Source organism: Streptomyces sp. NBC_00285 (assembly GCF_036174265.1).
Taxonomy (GTDB): Bacteria; Actinomycetota; Actinomycetes; order Streptomycetales; family Streptomycetaceae; genus Streptomyces.
This window is the reverse complement of the sequence record NZ_CP108055.1, coordinates 6707814-6730121: the sequence shown is the minus strand read 5'-3', so window position 1 is coordinate 6730121 and position 22308 is coordinate 6707814. Positions and strand designations below refer to the sequence as shown.

At 71.9% G+C, this 22308-nt stretch carries 22 protein-coding genes; 6 read left to right on the top strand and 16 right to left on the bottom strand.

Features of this window, described 5'->3' with window-relative positions; translation table 11 throughout:
- The first annotated feature begins 206 nt into the window (after positions 1-206).
- Positions 207-686 (top strand): DUF4913 domain-containing protein, encoded by a 480-nt coding sequence (locus tag OHT57_RS31270; protein ID WP_328749946.1) that lies wholly within the window; start codon positions 207-209, stop codon positions 684-686.
- Positions 687-770: 84 nt separating this feature from the next.
- Here OHT57_RS31270 and OHT57_RS31265 read toward each other — a convergent pair whose 3' ends face one another.
- Positions 771-1805 carry a C40 family peptidase gene (locus OHT57_RS31265; RefSeq protein WP_328749944.1) on the bottom strand — a complete coding sequence of 345 codons (1035 nt, stop codon included), beginning with the start codon at positions 1803-1805 and terminating at the stop codon, positions 771-773.
- Positions 1806-1968: 163 nt separating this feature from the next.
- Here OHT57_RS31265 and OHT57_RS31260 point away from each other — a divergent pair, with 163 nt between their 5' ends.
- A complete protein-coding gene (locus OHT57_RS31260) occupies positions 1969-2364 on the top strand; it encodes a DUF3592 domain-containing protein (RefSeq protein ID WP_328749942.1) in 396 nt (131 codons plus the stop codon).
- Positions 2361-3593, top strand: coding sequence for a DUF418 domain-containing protein (locus tag OHT57_RS31255; protein ID WP_328749940.1), 1233 nt, complete (start codon positions 2361-2363; stop codon positions 3591-3593). Before OHT57_RS31260 ends, OHT57_RS31255 begins: the two co-directional genes overlap by 4 nt.
- Here the strand turns inward: OHT57_RS31255 and OHT57_RS31250 are convergent.
- The 8 genes from OHT57_RS31250 to OHT57_RS31215 all read right to left on the bottom strand — a co-directional run bounded on the left by OHT57_RS31250 (position 3496) and on the right by OHT57_RS31215 (position 11998).
- Entirely contained in the window at positions 3496-5304 is a 1809-nt protein-coding gene (locus tag OHT57_RS31250) for a type IV secretory system conjugative DNA transfer family protein (RefSeq protein WP_328749938.1), read from the bottom strand. The two genes, OHT57_RS31255 and OHT57_RS31250, sit on opposite strands and share 98 nt — an antisense overlap.
- A complete protein-coding gene (locus OHT57_RS31245) occupies positions 5301-7103 on the bottom strand; it encodes an ATP/GTP-binding protein (protein WP_328749936.1) in 1803 nt (600 codons plus the stop codon). Before OHT57_RS31245 ends, OHT57_RS31250 begins: the two co-directional genes overlap by 4 nt.
- Positions 7100-8593, bottom strand: a complete 1494-nt coding sequence (locus tag OHT57_RS31240) for an SCO6880 family protein (RefSeq protein ID WP_328749934.1) — start codon at positions 8591-8593, stop codon at positions 7100-7102. The genes OHT57_RS31245 and OHT57_RS31240 overlap by 4 nt, the downstream gene beginning before the upstream one ends.
- 155 nt (positions 8594-8748) lie before the next feature.
- Positions 8749-9990 carry a hypothetical protein gene (locus OHT57_RS31235; RefSeq protein ID WP_328749932.1) on the bottom strand — a complete coding sequence of 414 codons (1242 nt, stop codon included), beginning with the start codon at positions 9988-9990 and terminating at the stop codon, positions 8749-8751.
- 1 nt (position 9991) lies between these two features.
- A complete protein-coding gene (locus OHT57_RS31230; RefSeq protein ID WP_328749930.1) occupies positions 9992-10759 on the bottom strand; it encodes a hypothetical protein in 768 nt (255 codons plus the stop codon).
- The gene (locus OHT57_RS31225; protein ID WP_328749928.1) at positions 10759-11073 is read right to left on the bottom strand and encodes a hypothetical protein; all 315 of its coding nucleotides are present in this window, start codon (positions 11071-11073) and stop codon (positions 10759-10761) included. The genes OHT57_RS31230 and OHT57_RS31225 overlap by 1 nt, the downstream gene beginning before the upstream one ends.
- An 80-nt stretch (positions 11074-11153) precedes the next feature.
- Positions 11154-11435, bottom strand: a complete 282-nt coding sequence (locus OHT57_RS31220; RefSeq protein ID WP_328749926.1) for a hypothetical protein — start codon at positions 11433-11435, stop codon at positions 11154-11156.
- Complete coding sequence (locus OHT57_RS31215; protein ID WP_328749924.1) at positions 11432-11998, bottom strand: hypothetical protein; 567 nt, start codon at positions 11996-11998, stop codon at positions 11432-11434. The genes OHT57_RS31220 and OHT57_RS31215 overlap by 4 nt, the downstream gene beginning before the upstream one ends.
- 426 nt (positions 11999-12424) lie before the next feature.
- Here OHT57_RS31215 and OHT57_RS31210 point away from each other — a divergent pair, with 426 nt between their 5' ends.
- The 3 genes from OHT57_RS31210 (at position 12425) to OHT57_RS31200 (ending at position 14915) form a co-directional block, all read left to right on the top strand.
- Entirely contained in the window at positions 12425-13261 is an 837-nt protein-coding gene (locus OHT57_RS31210) for a lytic transglycosylase domain-containing protein (protein ID WP_328749922.1), read from the top strand.
- Positions 13262-13272: 11 nt separating this feature from the next.
- A complete protein-coding gene (locus OHT57_RS31205) occupies positions 13273-14148 on the top strand; it encodes a hypothetical protein (protein ID WP_328749920.1) in 876 nt (291 codons plus the stop codon).
- 182 nt (positions 14149-14330) lie between these two features.
- Positions 14331-14915, top strand: a complete 585-nt coding sequence (locus OHT57_RS31200) for a sigma-70 family RNA polymerase sigma factor (protein WP_328749918.1) — start codon at positions 14331-14333, stop codon at positions 14913-14915.
- A gap of 25 nt (positions 14916-14940) precedes the next feature.
- On the opposite strand, the gene OHT57_RS31195 is transcribed toward OHT57_RS31200, so the two are convergent.
- The 7 genes from OHT57_RS31195 to OHT57_RS31165 form a co-directional block, all read right to left on the bottom strand.
- Positions 14941-17874 (bottom strand): AfsR/SARP family transcriptional regulator, encoded by a 2934-nt coding sequence (locus tag OHT57_RS31195; RefSeq protein WP_328749916.1) that lies wholly within the window; start codon positions 17872-17874, stop codon positions 14941-14943.
- A gap of 83 nt (positions 17875-17957) precedes the next feature.
- A complete protein-coding gene (locus OHT57_RS31190) occupies positions 17958-18704 on the bottom strand; it encodes a hypothetical protein (protein ID WP_328749914.1) in 747 nt (248 codons plus the stop codon).
- The gene (locus tag OHT57_RS31185) at positions 18701-19318 is read right to left on the bottom strand and encodes an RNA polymerase sigma factor (protein WP_328749912.1); all 618 of its coding nucleotides are present in this window, start codon (positions 19316-19318) and stop codon (positions 18701-18703) included. The genes OHT57_RS31190 and OHT57_RS31185 overlap by 4 nt, the downstream gene beginning before the upstream one ends.
- Before the next feature lie 289 nt (positions 19319-19607).
- Entirely contained in the window at positions 19608-20030 is a 423-nt protein-coding gene (locus OHT57_RS31180; RefSeq protein ID WP_328749910.1) for a hypothetical protein, read from the bottom strand.
- 144 nt (positions 20031-20174) lie between these two features.
- Complete coding sequence (locus tag OHT57_RS31175; RefSeq protein ID WP_328749908.1) at positions 20175-20756, bottom strand: hypothetical protein; 582 nt, start codon at positions 20754-20756, stop codon at positions 20175-20177.
- A gap of 76 nt (positions 20757-20832) precedes the next feature.
- Complete coding sequence (locus tag OHT57_RS31170; RefSeq protein ID WP_328753376.1) at positions 20833-21336, bottom strand: hypothetical protein; 504 nt, start codon at positions 21334-21336, stop codon at positions 20833-20835.
- Positions 21337-21432: 96 nt separating this feature from the next.
- Entirely contained in the window at positions 21433-22197 is a 765-nt protein-coding gene (locus OHT57_RS31165; protein WP_328749906.1) for a DUF4328 domain-containing protein, read from the bottom strand.
- Positions 22198-22308 lie beyond the last annotated feature (111 nt).

Below are 22308 nucleotides of genomic sequence, written 5' to 3'. Positions count from 1 at the left end.
ACCGATCGAATTCCGCCATCGTGAGATTTCTCCTCTTCGGAGTGACAACTGCTCTTGTTGTGCGGCTGGGCGGTCTCGTGGCTTCAACGGGCCCTGCCCCCATGCGGTTCAATCCGGCTCCCCGACCGGTGAACCGCGCGCCGCCCGGACGCGTTTCAGCCAGATGAAACCTGTGTCTGCACCGCGCATCAGAAGGGAGCGTCACGATGACGGTCCGGGCCCCTGGACTCGATCACGCGACTGAAGCGCCGACCACAGCCTCCGGCGAAGTCCCGCAGCCCGCCTCCGCGCCGAAGTTCATCCTCTACTTGCAGGGACCCGAGTACGGGCAGTCGCTGCGCCAACTGACCCTGTGGGTGCATCACGTGCTGTTGCCGGTCTACGGCCGCGAGGTCACCTCCATGGCCCCGTGGTGCTCACGTTGGTGGGAACACCGAGAAGCCGTGGCCCAGTTGCACGCCCTGTGGCTTGCCTGGGGCGAGCTGAGCGACACCGGCTCCGAGTCCGGTCTGAGCGGTCCCGCCAGCTGGCACCGGGACTACTTGAACCCGGTCATGCACATCCTGCGCGACCCGTCCGGGCCGTTCGCCGGCTGCAAGCCCGGCTCTCACCGTGCGAAGGAGTCACCGCCCGTCGACGCCACCGACCCGTTCGGCCCGCCGCCCCAGCCGAAGAGCCGGACCTGACGATCGCGTCGAGTCGCGGACGGCGATGAGGGGGCGGGCCCTGTCCCGGCGGCCCGCCCCCTCATCGCCGTCCCTGCCCGGCTGTCACGCCTCCGGCCGCACCACCCCCAGTATCTGCATCGACGCCGCCGGCGACTTGTACACGTACCGCCCCGGACGCGGCGCCGAGATGATGTCCCCGCCCCCGACGTAGATCGCCACATGGCTCGCGTCGGAGAAGTAGATGATCAGGTCACCGGGTCGCATGTCCTCGATCGGGACGTGCTTCAGCTGGGCCCACTGCATCTCCGACGTGCGGGGGATCGTGACGCCCGCCGCCAGCCACGCCTGGGACGTGAGGCCGGAGCAGTCGAAGGAGTCGGGGCCCTCGGCGCCCCAGACGTAGGGCTTGCCGATCTGCTGCGCGGCGAAGGCGATGGCCTTCTGGCCGGCGGTCGTCGTGTCGGTGCCGACCTTCTTGAGGATGCCCGTGCTCTCCCACTTCGCCTGGGCCTGGTCGGACTGCTTCTTCTCCAGGTCGGCGAGGCGTTGGCGTTCCTTCGCCGCCAGCGAGGACTCCAACAGCTTCGCCTCGGCGATGTGCTGCTCGATCGTCCTGCGCTGCGTCGCCATCGCGTGGCGGCTCGCCTGCAACCGCTTCAGCTCGGCCGCCGCCTCGTCCGTGCGGGTGCGCAGGGCCGACTTCGTCGTCTTCAGGTCGGTCAGCAGGTTCTGCGTGTTCTGCTGGGCCCGCAGGGCCAACCCCGCGTTGTCCAGGGCCCGTCCGGGATCGCGGGCCAGGGCGAACTGCAGCTCGGCGGGCATGCCGCCGCCGCGGTACTGGGCCCGGGCCGCGGCTCCGGCAAGGGAGTTGAGGCGGGTCAGTTTCGCCTCGGTCGTGCGGACCTGGGAGTCGAGTGAACCGACCCGCTTCTTCTGTGCCTTCACCTTGCCGTCAGCCGCGTTGTACTTGTCGGTCGCCACCTCCGCCCGGTGGTACAGGCTCTCCAGCTCCTTCTGTACATCGGTGAGGGTCTGGGGGTCGGCCTGGGCGCCCTGTTGGGTCGCCGCCGTGAGGGCGCAGGCCAGGGCGACTGCTGTCGCCGCCCGGTAGCCGTGGGTGCGCAGGGGCCGTCTCATCTGGGCCGAAGCTCCCTTCGTACGCGTCGGTCGGGGTTGGACCGTGAGATCCGTCCGCACAACGGGGGCCACCCGTCCGGCGGTTCAAGGGGGGCGTGAACCAGTGGCACCACGGATCCGTTGTGCGCGAGAAGAGGTGCACGGGTCGGTGAAGGGGACTGTTATGAACGCCAGGCTGCTGCTGCTTGCCCTGAGCACGGGGCTCGGCCTCGGGTTTCTCCTGCTCGCCGTCCGGCAGTTGGTGACCATGGCACGGCTGTGGGCACGTGGAGTGCTCGTGACGGGTGTCGTGGCACCGCGAGTGCCGGGCGACCGACGGCGGACCGGACTCGTGGTGTTCACCGACCACCTGGGGCGGACCATCGTCATGGATCCGGGCGCGTACGGGTCGCTGAGCGGACTGCCGCCGGTCGGCGGGACGGTGCCCGTGGTCTATCCGCGCGACCGGCCCGAGTCGGCCAGGTTGTGGACCGCGCGGTATCTGCTGTCACCGGCGCTCGGGTGGTTCCTTTCGTCAACCGTGGCCTTCGCCAGCGGGACCACGATGGTGACGCGGTGAGGGAGCGCGAGGCGGTCCGTCCCGGGCGGGTCCAACACGTCGATGTGCTGCGCGGGTTCGCCCTGTTCGGCATCCTGCTCGTCAACGCCCAGCTGATGGCGGGTCCCTACACGGCGTTCGGGGGTGGTCCGCACGCCTGGGGCGTCGACCGGGCCGCCGCCCGGGTGGTGACCGCGACCACCACCCTCTACCAGCTGTTCTCCTTCCTCTTCGGCTACAGCTTCGTCCTTCAGGAGCGCTCCGCCCGGGAGTCGGGAAGCCCGTCCGCCCCGCACCATCTCCGGCGTACCGCAGGGCTGTTCGGACTCGGTCTCGTCCACGCCGTGCTGCTCTATCCCGGCGACATCCTGATGACGTACGCCGCTCTGGGACTGATCCTGTACGGCCTGCGCGGCCTCTCCCCCCGGGCCGCCCTGCGGGTCGCGGTCTGTCTGGTGGCGGGCCTGGCCGTGCTGCTGCTCGGGTACGGGCTGCTGACCGTCGCCTTCACCGAGCCGGTCACCCCGGCCCAGTACGCTCCCGAGGCCGCGCGCGTCGTGGCCGCCTACCGCGGCGGTTTCCTGTCGGTGGTCGGGGCCCATCTGCGCGAGCTGCCGACGGCTCTCGGCGCGAACCTGATGTACACCCCCGACATGCTGGCCGCGTTCCTGGCCGGCCTCGCGGCGGCCAAGGCGGGGCTGGTGGAGCGACGGGGGCGGGACCGGCGGTGGCTGCGAGGGGTCGTCGTACGGTGGCTGCCGGTCGGCCTGGCCGGTGGTGTGGTCACGGCCTGCTGTGCGAACGGGCCGCTCGACAGCCGGTGGTTCCTGGTCGGGCACGCGGTGTCGCTGCTGACCGCGCCCGCGCTCACGGCGTCGTACGCGTGCGGGCTGCTCCTGCTCCTCAGCGCCGTGCGCCCGGCGGCGGCCCGCGTGCTCGCCGCCTCCGGGCGCATGGCCCTCACTCACTACCTCACCCAGTCGCTGGTCCTCGCGCTCGTCTTCACCGGGTACGGCTTCGGTCTCTACGACCGGGTCGGCACCGCCGTCGTCCTCGCCGGGTGCGTGATGCTGTACGGCGCCCAACTCGCCCTCGGTGTATGGCTGATGGGGCGAGTCAGGTACGCACCGGCCGAGCTGGTATTGCGGACCGTCACGCTCGGGCGGAGCCCTGGTAGCTCTCCACGGCGTTCTCCTTGTCCAGGCTCAGGCCCAGCCCCGGCAGCAGACGAGCCGCTGCGCGTTCCGTGATGGCCGCCGTCTCCGCCTTCGCCGCCGCCGAGATCGCACCGGCGCCGGGCTCCTTGTACCAGGGGCGCAGCCGGATCAGGGCGGGCTTGACGCCGGTGGCGAGGAGCAGGGCGGTGCCCTTGGGGAGGGCGCGGATCCTGTCGGGCGGCAGGACGGATTCCTGCCGGTAGGAGTAGGAGCGTGACGTGCCGTCCTTGCTGCGGGAGACGCTCGGTGTCTTCACATCGTGCTGGCCGACGAGCGTGGAGATCTTCTGGACGAAGTCGGCGTCGTCCAGGCCCGCGCCGAGGAGTTTGATGGTCGCCGCGCTCCACAGCGCGTCCATGCCGACCTCGCCCCACACGCGGGCGCCCTGGCGGTAACTCTGCAGCAGGGTCACGACGTTGATGCCGCGCGAGCCGAAGTGCGAGTAGAGGTCGGGGAGATCGGAGATGCGGCACACGTTGGCGGCCTCGTCGAGGACCGCGGTCAGCGGCGGGTCGAGCCGGCCGCCCATGCGTTCGGCGGCGACGACGCCGGCCCGCATCGTCGCGTCGGCGAGCCCCGCGATGACGCCCGCCGCGGAACCACCGCCATCCTTGGACAGCAGGTAGAGGGTGTCGGTGCCGAGGACGTGCCGGTCCGGGCGGAACTCCGGGAGTTCGGGGTCGGGTGTGACCCAGGCGAGGATCTCGGGGTCCAGGAGGCAGGAGGCGGTCTGCCGGGCGGTCTCGTAGATGCCGTCCCGGGTCTCCACCGCGCCGCGTACGGTGCCCTGCAACTGCTCGGCCATCGCGATGAGTCCGACCTCGCGGAGCAGGTCGACCGGGGTGCGGTCGGCCGGGTCCGCGAGCCAGCCGAGGAGTTCCGGCAACGGGGTCCGGCTGCGCGCGGCGGCCAGGAAGAGAGCCGTCAGGGTGTTCTGCGCGGCCGAGATCCAGAAGTCCTTCTTCGCGGTGTCGTCGTTGACGGACGCCACGAAGTGGCCGGCCATCCGGCGGGCGCCCTCGATGGTGTGGCACTCACCGAGGAGGTTCCACCACATGGCGCGCGGGGTGTGGGCGATGCCCTGCGGGTCGAACGTCCAGACCGCGCCCGCCTTCTCGCGCTCGGCGCGGGTGACGGCGTACACGTCGGACTTGTTGGAGGTCAGCAGGACCGCGCCCTGGGCGCGCAGCACCCGGGGGACGGCGATGCCGGTGGACTTACCGGCGCGGGGCGCCATCAGGTCGAGCTCCACGTCCTCGTAACTGCTGCGCAGTTCGGGGCCCTTGGGGTCGAGGTCGCCGAGGAGGTTGCCTGTCTCGTCGGGGTGGAGCCGTTCGCGGCCTTCGAGGGTGGGGCGGAGTTCGCGGGCGCGGGCCTCGATGCCCTTGGGGAGCATGGCGGCGAGTTCGCGCCGGCCTGCGAGGCCCTTGGGCGCTCTGCCGCGCTCGATGAAGAAGTTGACGAGGAGTGCGGCCGGCACCGCGATGAGCGCCAGCATGCCGAACATGCCCGCGTAGAGCACGGCGGCCGGTGTGCCGGGCCACAGCGCTGTCGGTCCGTGGGAGACCAGGGTGACGATGGTGGACCTGGCGAACGGCGGGGCGTCCCAGCCGTAGCCGGCGAGCCCGGCGCCGAAGGTGCCGCCGGCCCAGGCGACGGTGAACGCGAGGAGGCCGGTGCCGGCGACGGCGGTGATGGCCCACGGCAGTTGCTCACCGAGGTCGCCGCTGCGGGGTCCGCTCATGCGGTCCACCCCCCGGCCGACGCCTCGACGGCGGGGAACCCGGGGTCGCCGGGGAGGGCGAGGGGAGCCAGGTCGCCGGGGAAACCCAGCGGAATGGGCCCTTCCTGGGCGGCCCGTGCGACATCGGCGGCGGCGCGGGCGGCGGCCCGCTCGATGGCCGCCTCGTTGGTCGTCCAGCGGGTGTTGGTGTTGTGCAGTTCGCGCTCCGCGTCGGTGATGGCGACCTTGATGGGGATACCGGGGCGACCGCCGACCTTGATGAGGAAGCGGCCCCGGCCCGGAGGTTCCTCGTCCTCGCCCCGGACGCCCCAGCCCGGGGGCGAGGACCAGGACGACACGAGTTCGATCTCGCGCCGGGACAGTCCGACCACCTTGCCGAGGTCCACCATCTCGGTCTTCGGCAGACCGGCGCACACCACCATCCCGGCCCGCTCGACGAAGCCGCGCGCCTTGGCGCGGTCGGCGTCGGTACCGAGTGCCTCGGCGTCCTTGAGGGTGTGGGTGATCTTGGCATCGCCGAGGCCGAGGGAGCGGTTGAGGCGGGTGAGGGCGTCGATGCGGTCGACGATGCCGGAGGCGGCGCGCAGCGGGCGCCACAGTTCGTCGAGCACGGTGAAGAACCAGCGCCGGGGCGCGAGTCCGGCGTCCGCGAGGGCGTGCGAGGCGGCCACCGTGCCCAGCCCGTCGGACCAGGCGGCGAGCATCGCGGCAGCGGTGAGCTGGGTGTCGGCCTCGCCGATGCCGGAGATGTCGATGCATACGGCGGACGCGTTCGCGTCGATCCGGGTGGACGTCTCGGAGGCGAAGGTGTCGCCGAGCGGGCCGTCGAGGATGCCGAGCAGGGAGCGGTGCAGCGGGTCGACGGCGTCCCGGTAGCGGGCGTCGTCGCCCCGGTCGAGGGTGACCGCGCGGACCCGGGCGGGGCCCTCGGTGAGGACGCGCAGCACGTCCGGCAGCAGCACCGTACGGCCGGGAGGGGTGCGTTCGCGCAGGTGGTGCAGGACCGCGGAGAGTACGGACTGTTCGTGGTCGTCCATGGGACGGCCGCGCACGATGGTGATGAGGGCGGCGACCATGTTCAGGACCCGGCCGTGGGCCTCGGCCTTGAGGACCTCGCCGGCCTCGCCGCCGATCTTCGCGGCGGCCTCGCCCATGGCGCCGGGGTCGAGGACGTTGATGCCGCCCCGACCGCGGCCGATGGAGATGACCTGGCCGCCCAGCGCGCGGACGGTGTCGGCGTAGTCGGGCTTGAGGTCGCCGAGGACCAGCGGGACGACACCGGTCGCGGCGAGCCCGATCAGCATCCGGTTGATGAGGGTGGACTTGCCCAGGCCCGGCATGCCGAGCATGAACAGTGAGGGGTTGGAGATGTAGCGGGCCCGGGTGAACCAGTTCAGCGGGTCGCCACAGACCGTGGCGCCGGTGAACAGGTGCTGTCCGAGAGGCACTCCGGTCATGGGTGAGCCCGAACCGGCGGCGAACGGCCACATACCGCAGGCCTGCACGGTGGTGGCGCGCCACATGGTGGGCGGGTCCATATAGCCGACGCGTCCGCCGCCCGCACCCTGCCAGCCGCGGGCCGGGACGTACGGCTCCCTGGGCTTGGCCGGGGCCTTCTGCCTGCCGCCGCGCTTGGCGTCGGGGGTGGCCTTGGCCTGCGCGGACTTCTTCCCGGACGGCTGCGACCCGAAGACGTCCGGGCCGAACCGGACCGGCCCGCCGTCCGGTTCCCCGAACGACTGCTCCTCGGCCAGGCGGTCCTCCCGCTCGGCCTGCTTCTGCTCGCTACGGCGGCTCACAGCGCCTCCTGCAGTTCGTGCGGGACGAGGGTCTGCTCCCACGGAAGGATCCCGGCGGGCAGGGTGCAGCTGAAGGCCGCCGCCTGCATCCGGTCGGCGGGGCGCATCAGCACCCGGGAGGCCGCGGTCAGGTTGCGTACGGTGACGCTGGCGTCGGCCAGTTCCGCCATGCTGTCGACGGTGACCGTCAGCATCAGCGAGAACTCGACGAGTCCGGCGCCGGACGCCTCCTCGTTGGCGGTCTGTTCGGCCGCCCGCACCTCGGAGGCCGCGCGTGCCTGCACCATGCCCTTGCCGGACGAGGCCATGAACTGCGCGCTGCGCCGGTCGGCCTCGACGATCCGGGCCGAGGTGGCGGGGTCGATGGCCCGGTAGACCAGGGCGACCCGCTTGCGCCGGGTGCCGGGGGCCGCCTCCAGCATGCCGCGCAGCACCGAGGAGCGGATGGTGCCGCGTGGCGCCAGGGTCAGCATCCAGGTGCGGGAGACACCCGAGTCGTGCTGGTAGGCGTTGACCGTCTCCACGGCGGCGGCGGGTCCCGCGTCGTCCCACTCCAGGCCCGTTCCGCCTTCCAGGGCACGGGCGTTGAGGACGTCGGCGGCGACCGCGGGGTCGTAGGCGACCCGGACGACCTCGGCGATCCGTTCGGAGGACAGCGGGTAGGCGGCGCCGCCGCCGGCCGCCACCAGGCCGCTGAGCAGGCCCGGGATACGGATGGCGAGTTCGGTGATCACGTCCTGTTTCTTGCGCTTCTGGCCCGCCGGGTTGCCGTAGGTGAGGGTGACGTAGGTGTGCATCTCGGAGGAGGCGCTCGGGTAGCGCTCGACGACCTCCTCCATGACGGCGCGGGCGGCGGGCGGCGCGTCGGGGTGGATGCGGGGCAGCACCTCGTGGGCGAGCCGGGTGCCGGGGTCGGGGGCGGTCTCCACGATCACGGTGGCACCCTTCAGCCCGGGTTCGTGGGAGAGCCGGGCCAGCCACTCGCCCCACAGCGCGACCCAGACGTCGACCTGGTCGGGGTCGATGAGCGAACCACCGTCGGGGTCGCAGCCCAGGACGATCGTGTACAGGTCGCGCTGGGGATGGTGCAGGATCCCGAAGGGGCGGTCGTAGGCGTCACGCCCCTCGGTCGCGGTGACCTTGTTGAGCAGCCCCGGTGGGCGGAACCGGCCCCCGGGCCGTGCGGACAGCGGGCCCGATACGTAGAGGTGCGCGCCCGCGGCCTTCCGGCGCCACCAGCCGACACGCAGGGCGAACAACTGGTAGACGTTGCGGCCGTCCTGGGTGCGGATGGCGAGCGGGATCAGGAACAGGACGACCGGCACGAACACGATCACCGCCGCGTACAGCGAGATCAGCGACGCCAGCAGCGTGGCGACGAGTCCGCCGAAGATCACGAAGGTACCGAGGAGCCCGAGTGGCCCGAGCCCCGCCCGCCTCGGCCTGCGCCAGTTCCCGTAGGTCGGGTGGGAGACGGCTTCCGTGGACATGTGACCGGTTCCTCTCGTGAAGTGACGTGGGTACAGCGCGAGTTGGGGGCGGATGGGGTGACCGCCGGGCTCCCTGGGGGGAGGGAGCCCGGCGGCCGTTCGTCAGGGGAGGCGACGACGGGCGTACGGCCCGGGTGTCGTCGCCTCCCCCGGGCTCACTTGTTGTTGCCGAGTTCGCCGTCGGCGCCCTCGACGGCGCCGGAGACGGTGGAGCCGGCGACCTGGGCCGCGGCCACTGCCGCGAGGACCGCGATACCGGCCGGGCCGCCCATCGCGGCGGCTTCCTTGCTCGCGCCCTCCGCGGCCTTGCCCCCACCGCCCGAACCGGATGAACCGGACGAACCGCTGGCGCCGTCCGACCCACTGGAGCCGGATGAACCGCTGGCACCGTCCGAGCCGCTGGAACCGGACGAACCACCGGACCCGGACGAGCCGCTGGCACCGCCGCTGCTGCTCGCTCCGCTCGGGCCCGCCTGTCCGCCGCCACCGCCGCTCATGGCGCCGACCTGCACGGCACCGGTGGCCAGTTGGCCGCCCGCCTGGCCCATGGCGGCCATCGGGTTGCCCGTGCCCATGGCCGCGGCGGCGGGCACGATGAGTTTCAGCAGCGCGGGAAGCGCGATGGCGGAGAGGAGCATCACGCCGATGCCGGCGATGCGGGTGTTGACGGTTGCGCCCGTCGCTCCGTTCTTGCCGGCGGTGATCATCGACATGCCGGCGTTCAGCACGAGAGCGACGGCGGGCTTGTAGAGCAGCCAGGAGATCATCCAGCCGAGGTGCTTGCGCCACCAGCCGGCGCCCCAGTCCGTCATCGAGGCAGCGGCGGCCATCGGAAGGGTGCCGAGCATGATCATCATGACGCCGAGCCGGATGTACATCAGGATCATGTGGAGAATGCCCGCGAGCAGCAGCAGGAAGGCGAGGATCAGCAGCAGGAAGGACTGGATGTTGCTGTCGTCCCCGCAGGCGCCGATGTGGTCCAGCGCTGTCTGCACGGAGTCGTTGAACAGGTAGGTGGAGTAGTCGTCCGCGATCTTCGCGGCGGCCACGCAGATGGTGGTGGCGGCGCCCGAGACGAGGACGACGCGCATGATGCCCTTGAGCGCGGTGACGCCCGCGGTGCCCTTGCGCTCGATGGCCATCTTGCCGGCCGCGAACACCAGCGAGCCGACGGCCAGATAGACCACGATCCACGATGTCTTGTTGCTGAGGTCGTGCGAGGTGGTCGTGTCGTTCAGGGTCGGAACGCTCTCGGCCAGCCCCGCGAACACCGCGATGGCGGCGGCGAGGATGGACTTCGCGATCAGACCGATGACCGTTCCGACGGGGTCGCCGAGAAAGCTGAAGAAACCGGTGATCGCGTCGGCGAGCGGATTCCCGTTGCTGCAGGCCGCCACGTCAGACCCCCCAGAGTGTGTAGCCGACGGCGCTCTGCTCGGAGGCCAACTGCGAGTACAGTCCGCCGCTTCCGTCGGGCTGGATCTTCCAGTCGCCGCCGCTCCAGCGCACGTCGACGCTGGTCCTGGCATAGCCTTGCGCGCTCTTGATCAACAGTCCGACGCTCGCCGCCCTGCTCGTGTACGAGGTCACCTGGAACCCGGCGTACGACGAGGTGGCCGGGGCACTGTCCGTACCGTCCGTGTCCGGCACGGCGGTGCGCTGGAACACGAACAGTTCGCGCCCCTTCCCGGCGACGACCTGCTGGTCGGTGACGGTGCGCCACTGGGATCCGCTCATCCGGGTGGGGATCACAGTGGCGGCCAGCGCGGCGCCCATGGGTGTGTGCGCGAAGCACCACCACACGGCGCCCTGGATTCTGGTCGGCCCCGCCGAGGCGGAGACCGGCACCCTCCCGATGTCGAGCGTGCGCCAACTGATGTCCTTGGGTACGGATGTGGGGATCGCGTCGCCCGCGCTGTCGTCGGTACGGCAGCCGGCCGGGCGGCCGTCCTTCTTGGTGGAGGTACCGGAGAGCGGGCCGTCGGACGCCGACGCCTTGACACGGTCACCGGTGCCCGAGCTGGACGTCAGCGCGGTGACCCCGCCCAGGACGACGACCAGCCCGAGGAACCCCGCCGACGCCTGCCAGCTGCGCTGCTTCCAGTACGGCCCGGTCTCCTCCGACCGCCGTTCTCCGCGCCGGAACAGACCGGCCGCCCGTCCCATCAGAAGACGAACTTGACGAGCGGGCCGGCCGTGGCCACCAGGACACAGCCGCCGAGCACCATGCCGAGGCGGCTCATGTGCTCCGAGCTCTCACCCCGCTTGACGGAGATGGCCATCATCGCGCCGGTGACCAGCACACCGCAGACGCCGGCCGCGGTGCCGGCCCAGGCGAGGATGCCGAGGACGAGGTTGACCTTGTTGGTCAGTTGGGAGGGGGCGTTGCTCGTCGGCTGGGGAACGTCGCCGGTGCCGCCGGTGGCCGGATTCGGAACTGCGGCGGCGAGGAAGTGGGTGGCTTCGAGCAGTGCGGACATGGAGAGTCTCCGAGGAGTCGGCGCCCGGCCTGAGCGGTGGGCGAGAGGGTGGACTTGCGGTACTGGAAGGCGTGTTGGCCCTAGGGGCCCTGAAGGGTCAGGTCGCCCAGGAACAGGACGAGCGGACCGGCCGTGGTGGCGAGCACGCAGCCGAGGACGACGTAGAAGACACCGCGGAAGTGCTCGCCGCCCTCGCCCGGGTCGCCTCGGCGCAGCTGGAGCGCCATCTGCATGCCGACGATGATCAGTCCGGCGACGCCGCAGGCCGAGGCGCCCCAGCAGAGGGTGTTGAGGATCGTCTTGCCGTCGGCGCCCGGGTCGTAGGCGGCCAAGTACTGGGCTCCGGAGAGGAGTTGACTCACGACAGGGCTCCCTCGCCGTAGAGCTCGCCGCCCACCAGCTTGGAGAGCGCGACGAGTTGCCTGGGTACGTACTTCGGGTGGTCGCCGGTGCGCCACGCCGGGATCCACGGCACGCGGTGCACGCGGACGACGGAGCGCAGGACCCGGATCCGGCGCAGCAGACTGAGCGGCAGCCGGCCGGGGGCGTCGGCGAGGAGGACCACGGCCAGCAGTTCGAGTCCCTGCGGAGCCTTGCCGTCCTTGAGCGCGCCGAGCGACTGGGAGACGGCCCGCAGTCCGGCCGCGCTGGTCCTGCCGACCAGCACGATCCGGTACGGCTCGCCGCGGGCGGGCTCCGGCCAGCGGTCGCCCAGATCCACTCCGCCGAGGGCCTCGACCAGCGAGGTCGCACCGGACCCGCCGTGCGCCTTGACCCATCCGACGTCCTCCCGCGACCTGCCCCGCGCCGCCGTCCTGGGCCGCTTCGGCCGACCCTGGCCGGACTCCGCCGCGCGGGCCGGAGCGGCCTTGCGTGCGGGGGCGGCGGAGCGGGGGGCTGCCTGCCGCGGCGCGGGCTGTGCCACGGCCTGTGCCCGAGGTGCCGGAGCCGCCTGCCGCACGGGGGCCGACGGCAGCCCGCCGCCGAAGCCGTGTTGCGGGGAGTACGCCGACCGACCGACAGGGGCCTGGTGTCCGGCCGGTGCGGGAGATCCGGCCGGTGCGGGCGCGGGACCGTCCGTCGCCGGGGGTGCCGGCGGCGCCGACTGTGTGGACTTCGGTCCCCTCACCCATGACTGCGGGCCCGGCGGTGTCGCCGAAGGAGTGCCCATGATGTTCTTCCCGCCTCCCTCTTGACTGCTCGTACTTCCGCTGCTCTGACTCATCCGGTTTTCCACTGGTTTGAACTTTTTGGCTGTGCGGCCCGTTTCGATTCACCGGGGCCGTCGGACGACACAACGGGCCATGTGGCCACAGCGGTTCAAGCCGGGATGAGAAGAAGGCGGACAGAGATGGGTGCGGGAGAGAGCGAGGAGGGCGGCGGCTCGAAGGCCGTCATGTACGGGGTGGCCGGCGCCGGCGTGGGCGGCTGCGTGATGATCCCGCTCTCCCTGGCGGGCGCCGTGCCGCTCATCATCATCTTCGGCGGCTTCGGTGTCCTGCTGGCCCCGCTCATCGCGCTGATCCTGCTCTTCGGAGGAGGCGGCGGCAGCGCCGACAACTACAGCAGCGACAACGACACCGCGAACCAGATGCTGACCGTCCTCCAGGGCGACGGCAAGGGCGAGTTGGACACCTCCACCGTCCCCGAGGACCTGGTGGACCCCATCCAGAAGGCCGGCAAGCTGTGCGACGCCATCGGCCCGATCGTCATCGCCTCCCAGGTGGAGAAGGCGTCCGGCTTCAACGCGACCCTGGTCGGCCCCGGGGGCGAGGTGGGCATCTCGCAGCTGCCGCCGGACGTTTTCAAGCAGTACGGCAAGGACGACGACAACAACGGCAAGACACAGGCGACGGACAGCGCGGACTCGATCATGGCCCAGGGCCGCTACATGTGTGATCTGGCCGACCAGGGCCAGAAGTTGATCGACGACGGCACGATCGTGAAGTCCACCGACAAGAACGGCACCACCACCAACAGCGTCCTGGACCTCGCTCTGGCCGGCTACGCCATCGGGATGGACGCCGTGAAGACGGCCAAGGGAGTCCCGCAGTCGAACGACGCCCTGAGCTACGTCCTGTCCATCCGCGCCCAGTTCGCCAAGTACCAGGGCATCGCCGCCCCGCCCACGGGCGCCACCCCCGGCGTCACCCCCAGCTTCACCGACACCGCCGAACCCGCCGCATGAGGAGGACAGCCATGGACCACTTCGAGGTGTACATCTGCGACGAGGGCCTCGCCGAGATCGACGGCGACCCGCTCGTCCCCGCGCCGGGCCAGTCCGTGCACGAGGCCGTGCTGGACCAGTTGCAGCGGCACGCGCAGGAGCGCGACGCCGCCGTCGAGGCGACCGTCAAGAACGGCCCCGGCGCCGCCCACTTCGTCCTCCAGGTGCTGCCCGACGGCTCCAGCCACATCCTCGCGTACGACGCCGAGGAGGCACCGGAACGCGAACCGCAGCCGGCATCCCCGCCGGACCCCGAGCCGGCCTCGGCGTCGTCCCCCGGCGTCACTCCCCCGCCCTCCACGGGCCCCGCCGCCTCCGCCGTCGCCACCGCGGTCGCCCGTGCCCGCGGCATGGCCGCCGCCCGTACCGCCGCGCAGGAACCCGCCCCCGGCGTCGACCTGCCGCCCGCCGAACTCGCCGAACAGATCGGCCGTATCAACGCGTTGGCGACCACCGGCCGGCTCGACGAGGCGTTCACCGACGCGACCGCACTGCGCGAGAGCCTGACCGGTTCGGTGGGCGCCGAGCATCCGCACGCGGTGGAGGCGCGGTCTCTGGAGGCGTACCTCGCGCACCTGCGCGGCGACTACCGCGAGGCTGTCGTGCTGGCGCTGGCCGTGGCCCGGATCCGGTGCGGGGCCGGGGACCAGCGGGCGCCGACGGAGGTGACTCGGGCGGCGGCATCCTGGCAGCAGCTCGACGACGAACGGGCCGTTGTCGTCCATGGACGCGAACTGCTGCACATGTGGGGCATGTTGAAGCGTCGCGGTCCGCTGCCTCCCGGCCACACCGAACTCGCCCGACTGGTCCACCGGCACGTGGAGGCGCTGGAGGGGGTGTACGCCTGAATCCCCGCGGGCCACCCCGCGCACTCCCTCCGCGCACCACGGCTGACCGGCCCGTCAATCGGTTCGTGCAACGAGCGTCAAACGGACGTGGACCGTCCCTCGGAACACTCCGTTCCCCAGGAGACCCCGCTCCGGCCCGCGATCGGCCGGTGCAGGTCGACCCAAGGAGCAGGAGTACATCCATGAACGTGACGGCCATCGGATCGGCGAGCGCGGTCTCTCCCGAGGAACGGGCGCTGCGCGACCTCTACCTGGAGCACGGGCCGGCCCTCTACTCGTACGTACTGCGCATGCTGGACGGGGACACGCACCGCGCGGAGGACGTCCTCCAGGAGACGCTGCTGCGCTGCTGGAACAGCCGGAACCTGACCGACGGCGAGGGAATGGCCGTACGCCCGTGGATGTTCCGGGTGGCCCGCAACCTCGTCATCGACGCGCACCGGACCCGGATGGCGCGACCGTTGGAGATCAACGGCGCCACCTGGCTGGGCGACATGTGCGCCGAGGTCGACGACATCGAGCAGATGCTGTCGTCCCTGGTCCTGCACAAGGCCCTGCAGAAGCTCACGCCGGCCCACCGTGAGGTGCTCCTGGCGACGTTCTTCGCGGACCGCACCACCCAGCAGGCCGCGGACGAACTCGGGATTCCGCGGGGCACCGTGAAGTCCCGCGTGTACTACGCGCTGCGCAGCCTTCGCCTCGCCCTGCGGGAGCAGGGGATCGCGGTGGAAGAGGTGTGGGAGGAGGAGACCGACGTGGCGTGCTGACCGACGGGCAGGGCCTGTGAAGGCGTCAGTGACCGGCCGCTGCGTCCGGCTCGTCGGTGTCCAGGGCGCGCAGGTCCACGCGCACGTCCTCGGCGTCCGAGTGGCCCATCTCCTCCAGCAGCGCGAGTGCCGAGCGCAGCGCCTCGCGGGCCGCGTCCCGGTCGCCGATGGCACGGCGGGCGGCGGCGAGGTGGCGCAGGACGTCGGATTCGAGAAAGCGGTCGCCGATTCCGTGGAAGAGCTGCGCCGACAGCTCGAAGTGCTCGATGGCCCTTTCGTGCCGACCGAGGTGGTGATGGGCGTAACCGATGGTGTCCTGCGTCGCCGCCGCGCCGTAGGGGTCGCCCATCTCCTCGTAGAGGAGGAGGCCTTCCCGACCGCAGTCGAGTGCCTTGTCGTGGTCGCCGATCAGGATGTACGTCCAGGCGACCTGGTTGAGCACCCCGGCTTCGCCGTTGAGGTCGCCCTCGGCCCGGAACAGCGCGCGTGCCTGTGCGTAGTGGTCGAGGGCGGCGGGGCGCCGGTCCGTCCGGTTGGCCAGGTAGGCGAGGCCACGATGGACACGGGCTTGTCCGAACGGGTCGTCGGTGTCCCGGAACAGGTCCAGCGCACGTTCGAGGTACCGCAACGAGGGCTTCGCGTGGTTGAGCTGGGAGTGGGCCACGCCCAGACCGCACAGGGAGTACGCCTGGCCGGTGGGATCGCCGAGCTTCTGAGCCGCTCCCAGCGCCACGCTGTTGATCTCCAGGAGGTCGTGCCAGAAACCGAGCCGGTTGAAGTAGACGTCCAGGGCGGCGGCGATGCGCCAGGCGTGTTCGTCGTAGCCGTGGGCGGCGGCGTGTTCGACGATCGCGCGCAGGACGTACCGCTCCGTGCGCAGCCAGGCGGTCGCCTGTGCCCGGTCGTTGAACCCGAGGGGCTCGCTGCCCGTTGTGCTCGACGGCAGGGCGATGGTCTCGCGGAACGGATCGAGGACCGAGGAGGCGTTGTGGGCGGTGTGCAGGAAGTGGTCGTGCATCCTCAGCAACGCCGTGCCGCGGGCGCTCTCGCTGTCCTCGGTCTCGGCGAGTTCGCCGGCGTAGGCGCGCAGCAGGTCGTGGAAGACGAACCGCCCGGGGGCGCGTTCGATGAGCAGGCTCGCCCCGGTGAGCTCGTTCAGCAGGGCGCGGACCTCACGTGGTGGTGCGCCGGTCAGCGCGGTGGCCGCGGCGGTGGTGATGTCGGGACCGGGATGCAGGGCGAGGCGGCGGAAGAGCCCGGCCGCCCCGGGCGACAGGGCGTGGTACGACCAGGAGAACACGGCACGGACATCGCTGCCGACGACGTCGCCGACGAACGCGTCGAGGCTGCCGTGGTCGTGCCGGAGCTCCTCCGCGATGGCGGCGAGCCGGAAGTGGGGATGGTGGGCGGCGCGGGCCGCCACGATGGCCAGGGCCAGCGGCAGCCGGGCGCACAGCTCGGCGATGGCGGCGACGGCCTCCGGTTCGGCGTCGACGCGGGCGCTGCCGAGCCGCCGGGTCAAGAACTCGAACGCTTCCTCGGTGCTCAACAGGCCCAGCGTGATCGGATGTGCGCCGTGCCCGGCGACCAGGCCGCTGAGCCGGCTGCGGCTGGTGACGATGACGAGGCTGCCGGGTGTGCCGGGCAGCAGCGGCCGTACCTGGTCGGTGTCACGGGCGTTGTCCAGCACGATCAGGACGCGCCGGTCGGCGAGGACGCTGCGGTAGAGGGCGGCCTGCGCGTCGAGTTGCTCGGGGACGGCCTGCTGAGCCACACCGAGCGCGACGAGGAACATCTCGATCGCGGAGCCGGGAAGCATCCGGGAGCCGTGCGGGTCGTAGCCGCGGAGGTTGACGTAGAGACTGCCGTCGGGGAAGCGGTGGGCGATCCGGTGGGCCCAGTGCACGGCGAGAGTGGTCTTGCCCGTCCCGGCCATTCCGTCGACGACGCCGATGACCGCGGTGCCGGGCGGACCATCACCCTCGGGCAACAGGGTTGCGACATGGTCGAGTTCGGCGCGACGACCGGTGAACAAGGTCAGGTCGGCGGGAAGTTGGGCAGGGCCTACGGCCCCGGTCCGGCGGGCCGCCGACGGAGCGTCCGGTTCCTGGTGAGGCCCCGCACCGGGACTGTCCGGGGCATGGGTGCCGTCGGCCGGTGTGTGGAGCGTCGGCTGAGCGAGCGCGAGGTCACCGGCCAGAAGTCGTGCGTGTACGGCACGTAAGGACGGGCCCGGCTCGATGCCCAGTTCGTCGACCAGGGTGCGGCGCGTCCTGGCGTAGGCCTCCATCGCTTCGGCCTGCCGCCCGCACCGGTACAGGGCGGTCAGCAGCAGCTCGCTCACGGCCTCACGCAGTGGATGCGCGTCGCGCAGCGCCAGCAGTTCCGGCACCACCGCCTCGTGCCGACCCAGCTCCAACTCCATGGACAGCCCCAACTCCAAGGCGCCCAGCCGCCGTTCGGCCAGATCGGTCCGTGCGGCTTCGGCGCGGGGACCGGGTACTCCGGCCAGCGCCGTACCCTCCCCGGCGGCCAGCACGGTACGCAGCGAACGGACCGCGCCTGCTCTGTCGCCGGCGGCCCGGTGGCGCTCGGCCCGCGCCACCGCCTCCTCGAACTCGGCCAGGTCACTGGAGACCCTGTCGGTCCGTAAGGCGTATCCGTCGCCGATGAAGACCAGCAGCCCGGACGGCTGTCCCGGTGTCCGCTCGGGCTCGATCAGCCTGCGCAGTCGGGAGATGTAGGTGCGCACCATCGCGACAGCGCCCTGCGGCGGCTTTGCGCCCCAGATCCCGTCCACAAGATCGGCCAGGGCGACCGCCCGCCCCCGGCTCAGCAGCAGGGCCGCGAGCACGGCACGCTGCTGAGGGGAGCCGAGCGCCAGTTCGGCAGGCCCCCGCCAGGCACGCAGCGGGCCGAGCAGGGAGAACCGGAGGGTCTCTGATCCACTTTCCTCCACGGTGCAGGACAGTAGCCGCCGATATGCCGAACGTCAGATCGAAAAGGTGATTCCAGCCAGATGTTGGCGACCGGCCGTACCGGTCACCGCTTCCTGGACTTCTTGTCGGACCCGTTGTTCCCGGCGTTCGCGTTCGCCTCCGCCTTCCGCTTCCCCGGCTCCGCGCCGTCCGCGCCGTTCGTCGCCGTACCGGCCGTCAGCGCGGCGCAGTACGCGCTGACGTCCGCCTCCCCGCCCGCCGCCGTGACGAGCCGCCGGAACGCCGTGGCGTCCGGCGCCTTGCCGCGGTCCCGGAGCTTCTCGTACACGCGGCAGTGGGCCAGGGTGTTCTGCGCGGTGGGCGGACGGCCGGCGGGGGCCGCGGACACGGACGGCCGGGAACTGCTGTGCGCCTCGGCCGGCGTGCTCGCGGCGACGCTCGGGCGTACGTGCCCCTTGCCCGCCTCGCCTCGCCCGAGGTCACCGCCGATCGCCGCGTAGGCGACCCCGCCGAGGGTGAGACTCGCGAGCAGCACGCAGAGCGTCGTCCGCAGCGACCGTACGGTCCGCCGCCGGGCGCGGGGCCGCCAGTCGTCCCGTCGCCGGGTCCGTGCCCGGTGCGCCCCCGTGTCCCGGGCGACCCGGAACGCGGCCACGGCCCGCAGTTCGGCCTCGCCGTCGGCCTTGTCACCGCGAAGGGCCACGGCGAGCAGCGCTTCGAGGGGGCCGCCGCCGGAGGCCGGCTCGGGCCCGGGTGGCCCAGGGGCGGGGCGGCGGTCGGGGAACCCGGAGTTCCGCTCGTCACCCATCCCGTGGCCGTCCCTGTCCGACGTCGTGTCCTCACCTGTCATGTCGACTCCCCCAGCGTCCCGGTGCCGTCATCCGTCACACCCTCGGCGCCGAGCTGATGCGCCAGCCGCTTCAGGCCCCGGTAGGCGGCGGTTCGCACCGCGCCGGGGCGCTTGCCGAGGACGCGGGCTGCGGCGGGGCCGTCGAGACCCACGACGACCCGCAGCAGGACCGCCTCGGCCTGGTCGCGTGGAAGGCCCCGGACCAGGTCCAGGGCGTACTCGGTGGAGAGGGACTCCAGCGCCTGGTCGGGGGTGCTGTGCGGGCCGGGCAGATCCAGCATGTCCTGTTCCAGCGCCGTCGCGCGGGGCCGTACCCTCTGCCGGCGCAGATGGTCCAGGGCCCGGTGCCGGGCGATGGTCGCGGTCCAGCCGCGGAAGCCGGCCCCGTCCCCCCTGAACCGGCCCAGGTCCCGGGCGATCTCCAGCCAGGCGTCGGAGGCCACGTCCTCGGCGTCGTCCCCGACCAGCCCGCGCAGATATCCGAGCAGTCCGGGCTGCACCAGCCGGTAGGCGACCGCGAAGGAGGCCTCGTCGCCGTCCTGGGCCCGCGTGACGGCCGCGCCCAGTTCCCCGTCGTACGCCTGCACGCGGCGGGGTTGCCCTCCCTGACCCAAGAACTTTCCCGTCCGTACCGGTTCATGGCGATTCCGTGCCGGCCGGCGCGGTCACCCCTGCCCATGTCCCCTACGGGCAACAGCGCCTGACTGCACAGAAGTGTCACAGCGTGCCGCGCGTTTCGGGCGCCCCCACGGACCGTCACCGTAGCGAGTCGTCGTGGCCGTGCGGACAGACCGCTCAGCATGCAGCGGAGGGCGTGGCTGACGCTCGGCGCGGTGGTCCGGATCCATAGCAACGGGCGTCCGGGCAGCGTCTCCGGTCACGGCGTACATGCCTCCGCGGTCATCACCCCGCGGCACCCGTCGCGTCCCGGCACAGCAGCCGCAGCGAACCGTCCCCGGCGAAGCAGCGCCGGGCCTCGTCCACCGGGTCCCACAGCCGGCCGTCGGGCGTACGGACCCAGTGCTCGCCGCCGGTCGCCCACCACTCGGCACCGGTCTGGCCGACGACGACCTCACCCGCGTATGCACCGAACCCGCGCAGCACGGTCTCCACGGCGGCATACGGCGCGCCCTCCCGCCGTATCTCCTCTATCAGCCGGTCGACCCGCCACAGGCTCTGCGCCGAGTAGTCGAGCCGCACCCGCGCACCCTCGCGCAGGGCCGACACCGCGTCCGCCGCCCACCGCACGGGCTTGGTCGCGGCGGACGGCCTGGGAGCGGAGCCGGGGCCCTGGCGGGTCGTCGCATGGGTCGCATGAGTCGTCACATCAGTCGTCACATGAGGGACAGCGTCCCGGCGGGGTGATGCGTAACGCGGATCAGGGGCTATCACCGGGACCGGTACAGAATTGACGCACCTTCACCGCATCCCTCGCCGGACAGCCACAGAACCCTCTCGTCGACGCGCACCTCACCGGCGCCGTCTGCTCCTGCGTGACACCACCGCGCGCAGGACCCGACGCCCTTCCGTCGACACCGCCAGGGCGGGACGCAGGCCTGCCGGGCCGTGGCCGGCGAGGAGGTCCAGGACGGCGATCTGGCGGCGCAGTTCGGCGGCGACGAGGGGCGACATGCCCTCCGTACGGCCCTCGCGGCGGGCCTCGACCGAGTCGGCGTCCTTCAGAGGGTCGAGCAGCCGGTGGATCTGCAGCGCTGCGACCGAGCAGGCGTCGGCCCACACCCGCAGTGCGGCGGCGGACCGTTCGGCGGGCGCCGCGGCGAGCATCCGACGGGCCAGTGACACGGCCCCGCCCTCACCGGAGCCGGCGAGGTCCCCCACGCCGAACTCCGTGTCCCCGCCCAGCTTTCCCCGCACCTGCTCCAGCCGCTCGCCCCACTCCCCGGCGGCGGCGTCGTCCGCGAGTGCGGCCCACAGGGGGCGGAGGATCTCGTCGTCGTCGCCCAGCAGCGGTACGCAGCGATCCAAACAAGCCAACCCGCCGACGGCCAGGCCGCGTTCGTCGGCCTGGCCGATCAGCTCCACCAGACTCATCCGCGCCTCCCTCGCCGAGCGGTGCCCCCACACGGAACACGCACTTCCCCTTACTGCGTGCGACGGCCCGGGAGTGTCACAGGGGCACCACACCGAGCCGGTCGAGCATACGGAAGAAGAGGTTTTCGGCCAACAGGTCGGGTTCGGCGTCCAGTACGTCGAGCAGCGGCTCCTCGGCCACCTCGTGCCCCGCCTCCGCAGCCCAGGCGACGGCTCGCGCGGCCGCGTCCCTGGGTTCGAGGAAGTAGTCCTCCAGGGTCAGCCCCGCGTCGCCGCCCTCGATGTACCCGGCCATGGCGGCGCGGGCCAGACAGGTCGTCCAGGCCCCGCTCTCCGGCCCCGCCGCCTCCAGGACGACCGAGGCGCTGTCCATGACGTACCCGAAGAGCGCGGGCGAACCGGTCTCCAGGGCGAGGGCGTTCATGCTTCCGACGTCGCCCTCGGCGTTCGCGTACTCCCAGACCTGCCATCCGCCGGGCGCCGACTCCCGCAGGACCATGCCCTCCGCACCGGCCAGCGCGTCCAGCTCAGCGAGGGGCCGCTCGCCGCGGCCCACGACGAAGTAACCCCAGAAGCCCATCCCCGGTTCCCCCTGGCTGCTCGGCACGTCTCGACACGACTCGGGCCGAATAGACCACATTCGTACGGCAGTTCGCAGCAGGAAGGACGAAATCCGTCACACGGTGACGGGCGCCAGGGGGCCCCGGGCGGCCTTCTCGTTCTGCATCCGGGTCAGCCGCAGCACGACGACGGCGGCGAACACGGCGGCGACGAGGTCGATGCCGTCCGCGAAGAACATGTGGACCATCGAGTCGTGGATCTCCTGGAAGGTGCGGGCGTCCGACGCCGTACTGGCCACGAACCGCCCGGCGACGTTCGACACCAGCCACAGCGCCCACCAGACGTTGACCAGCGCGTGTCCCTCGGGCTTGCTCCCGGGGCTGCTCGCGTCCCAGATGTCGAGCATGACCCGGCGCGGGTACCAGAGGCTCACGAACGGCACGAACCAGCCCGCGATCACCCAGCCGCGCGCCTTGCTGTGTCCCTCCGGGGCGAACACCTCAGCGTTGACCCGCACCCGCCAGAACCAGATGACGTAGACGACGGCACAGGCGAACAGCACGGCGACCTGCGCGGAGCCGGCCACCCAGCTCAGGGTGTCCGTCAGGTCGGCCCGGTCCCATACGTCGGCCCCGTCGTGGCCGTCGACGAGGTCGCCCGTGACCTCGTACCGGAGGAAGTCCGCGACGAGGGCGAACACGTCGACGGCCGCGACCAGCCCGAGCATCGCCACGACGGCCCGGCCGAGCCCGACCGGGGAGCGCAGCCAGACCTTGGGCGAACCGACCGGCGGGGCCTGGAACCCGGCCGGGGTCGCGCAGTTGGTGCACAGGGTGCCGTCGGGGTCCGCTTCGAAGTGATGGCAGCGCGTGCAGAGCATGGCGGGTCCCCCGGTGTGTGGATGTGCGGCGGACTGCGGATGATCCGGTCGGCCGACCGCGCAGGTTCTCCCCAGAGCCTCACGCGCGGCATGCGGAACATACGGTTCGCC

Excerpts from the sequence above, each read along its gene's own strand:
- OHT57_RS31270 (WP_328749946.1), top strand. The coding sequence starts at position 207 with ATGACGGTCCGGGCCCCTGGACTCGATCACGCGACTGAAGCGCCGACC.
- OHT57_RS31265 (WP_328749944.1), bottom strand. The coding sequence starts at position 1,805 with ATGAGACGGCCCCTGCGCACCCACGGCTACCGGGCGGCGACAGCAGTC.
- OHT57_RS31260 (WP_328749942.1), top strand. The coding sequence starts at position 1,969 with ATGAACGCCAGGCTGCTGCTGCTTGCCCTGAGCACGGGGCTCGGCCTC.
- OHT57_RS31250 (WP_328749938.1), bottom strand. The coding sequence starts at position 5,304 with ATGAGCGGACCCCGCAGCGGCGACCTCGGTGAGCAACTGCCGTGGGCC.
- OHT57_RS31240 (WP_328749934.1), bottom strand. The coding sequence starts at position 8,593 with ATGTCCACGGAAGCCGTCTCCCACCCGACCTACGGGAACTGGCGCAGG.
- OHT57_RS31230 (WP_328749930.1), bottom strand. The coding sequence starts at position 10,759 with ATGGGACGGGCGGCCGGTCTGTTCCGGCGCGGAGAACGGCGGTCGGAG.
- OHT57_RS31225 (WP_328749928.1), bottom strand. The coding sequence starts at position 11,073 with ATGTCCGCACTGCTCGAAGCCACCCACTTCCTCGCCGCCGCAGTTCCG.
- OHT57_RS31210 (WP_328749922.1), top strand. The coding sequence starts at position 12,425 with ATGGGTGCGGGAGAGAGCGAGGAGGGCGGCGGCTCGAAGGCCGTCATG.
- OHT57_RS31205 (WP_328749920.1), top strand. The coding sequence starts at position 13,273 with ATGGACCACTTCGAGGTGTACATCTGCGACGAGGGCCTCGCCGAGATC.
- OHT57_RS31200 (WP_328749918.1), top strand. The coding sequence starts at position 14,331 with ATGAACGTGACGGCCATCGGATCGGCGAGCGCGGTCTCTCCCGAGGAA.
- OHT57_RS31190 (WP_328749914.1), bottom strand. The coding sequence starts at position 18,704 with ATGACAGGTGAGGACACGACGTCGGACAGGGACGGCCACGGGATGGGT.
- OHT57_RS31175 (WP_328749908.1), bottom strand. The coding sequence starts at position 20,756 with ATGAGTCTGGTGGAGCTGATCGGCCAGGCCGACGAACGCGGCCTGGCC.
- OHT57_RS31170 (WP_328753376.1), bottom strand. The coding sequence starts at position 21,336 with ATGGGCTTCTGGGGTTACTTCGTCGTGGGCCGCGGCGAGCGGCCCCTC.
- OHT57_RS31165 (WP_328749906.1), bottom strand. The coding sequence starts at position 22,197 with ATGCTCTGCACGCGCTGCCATCACTTCGAAGCGGACCCCGACGGCACC.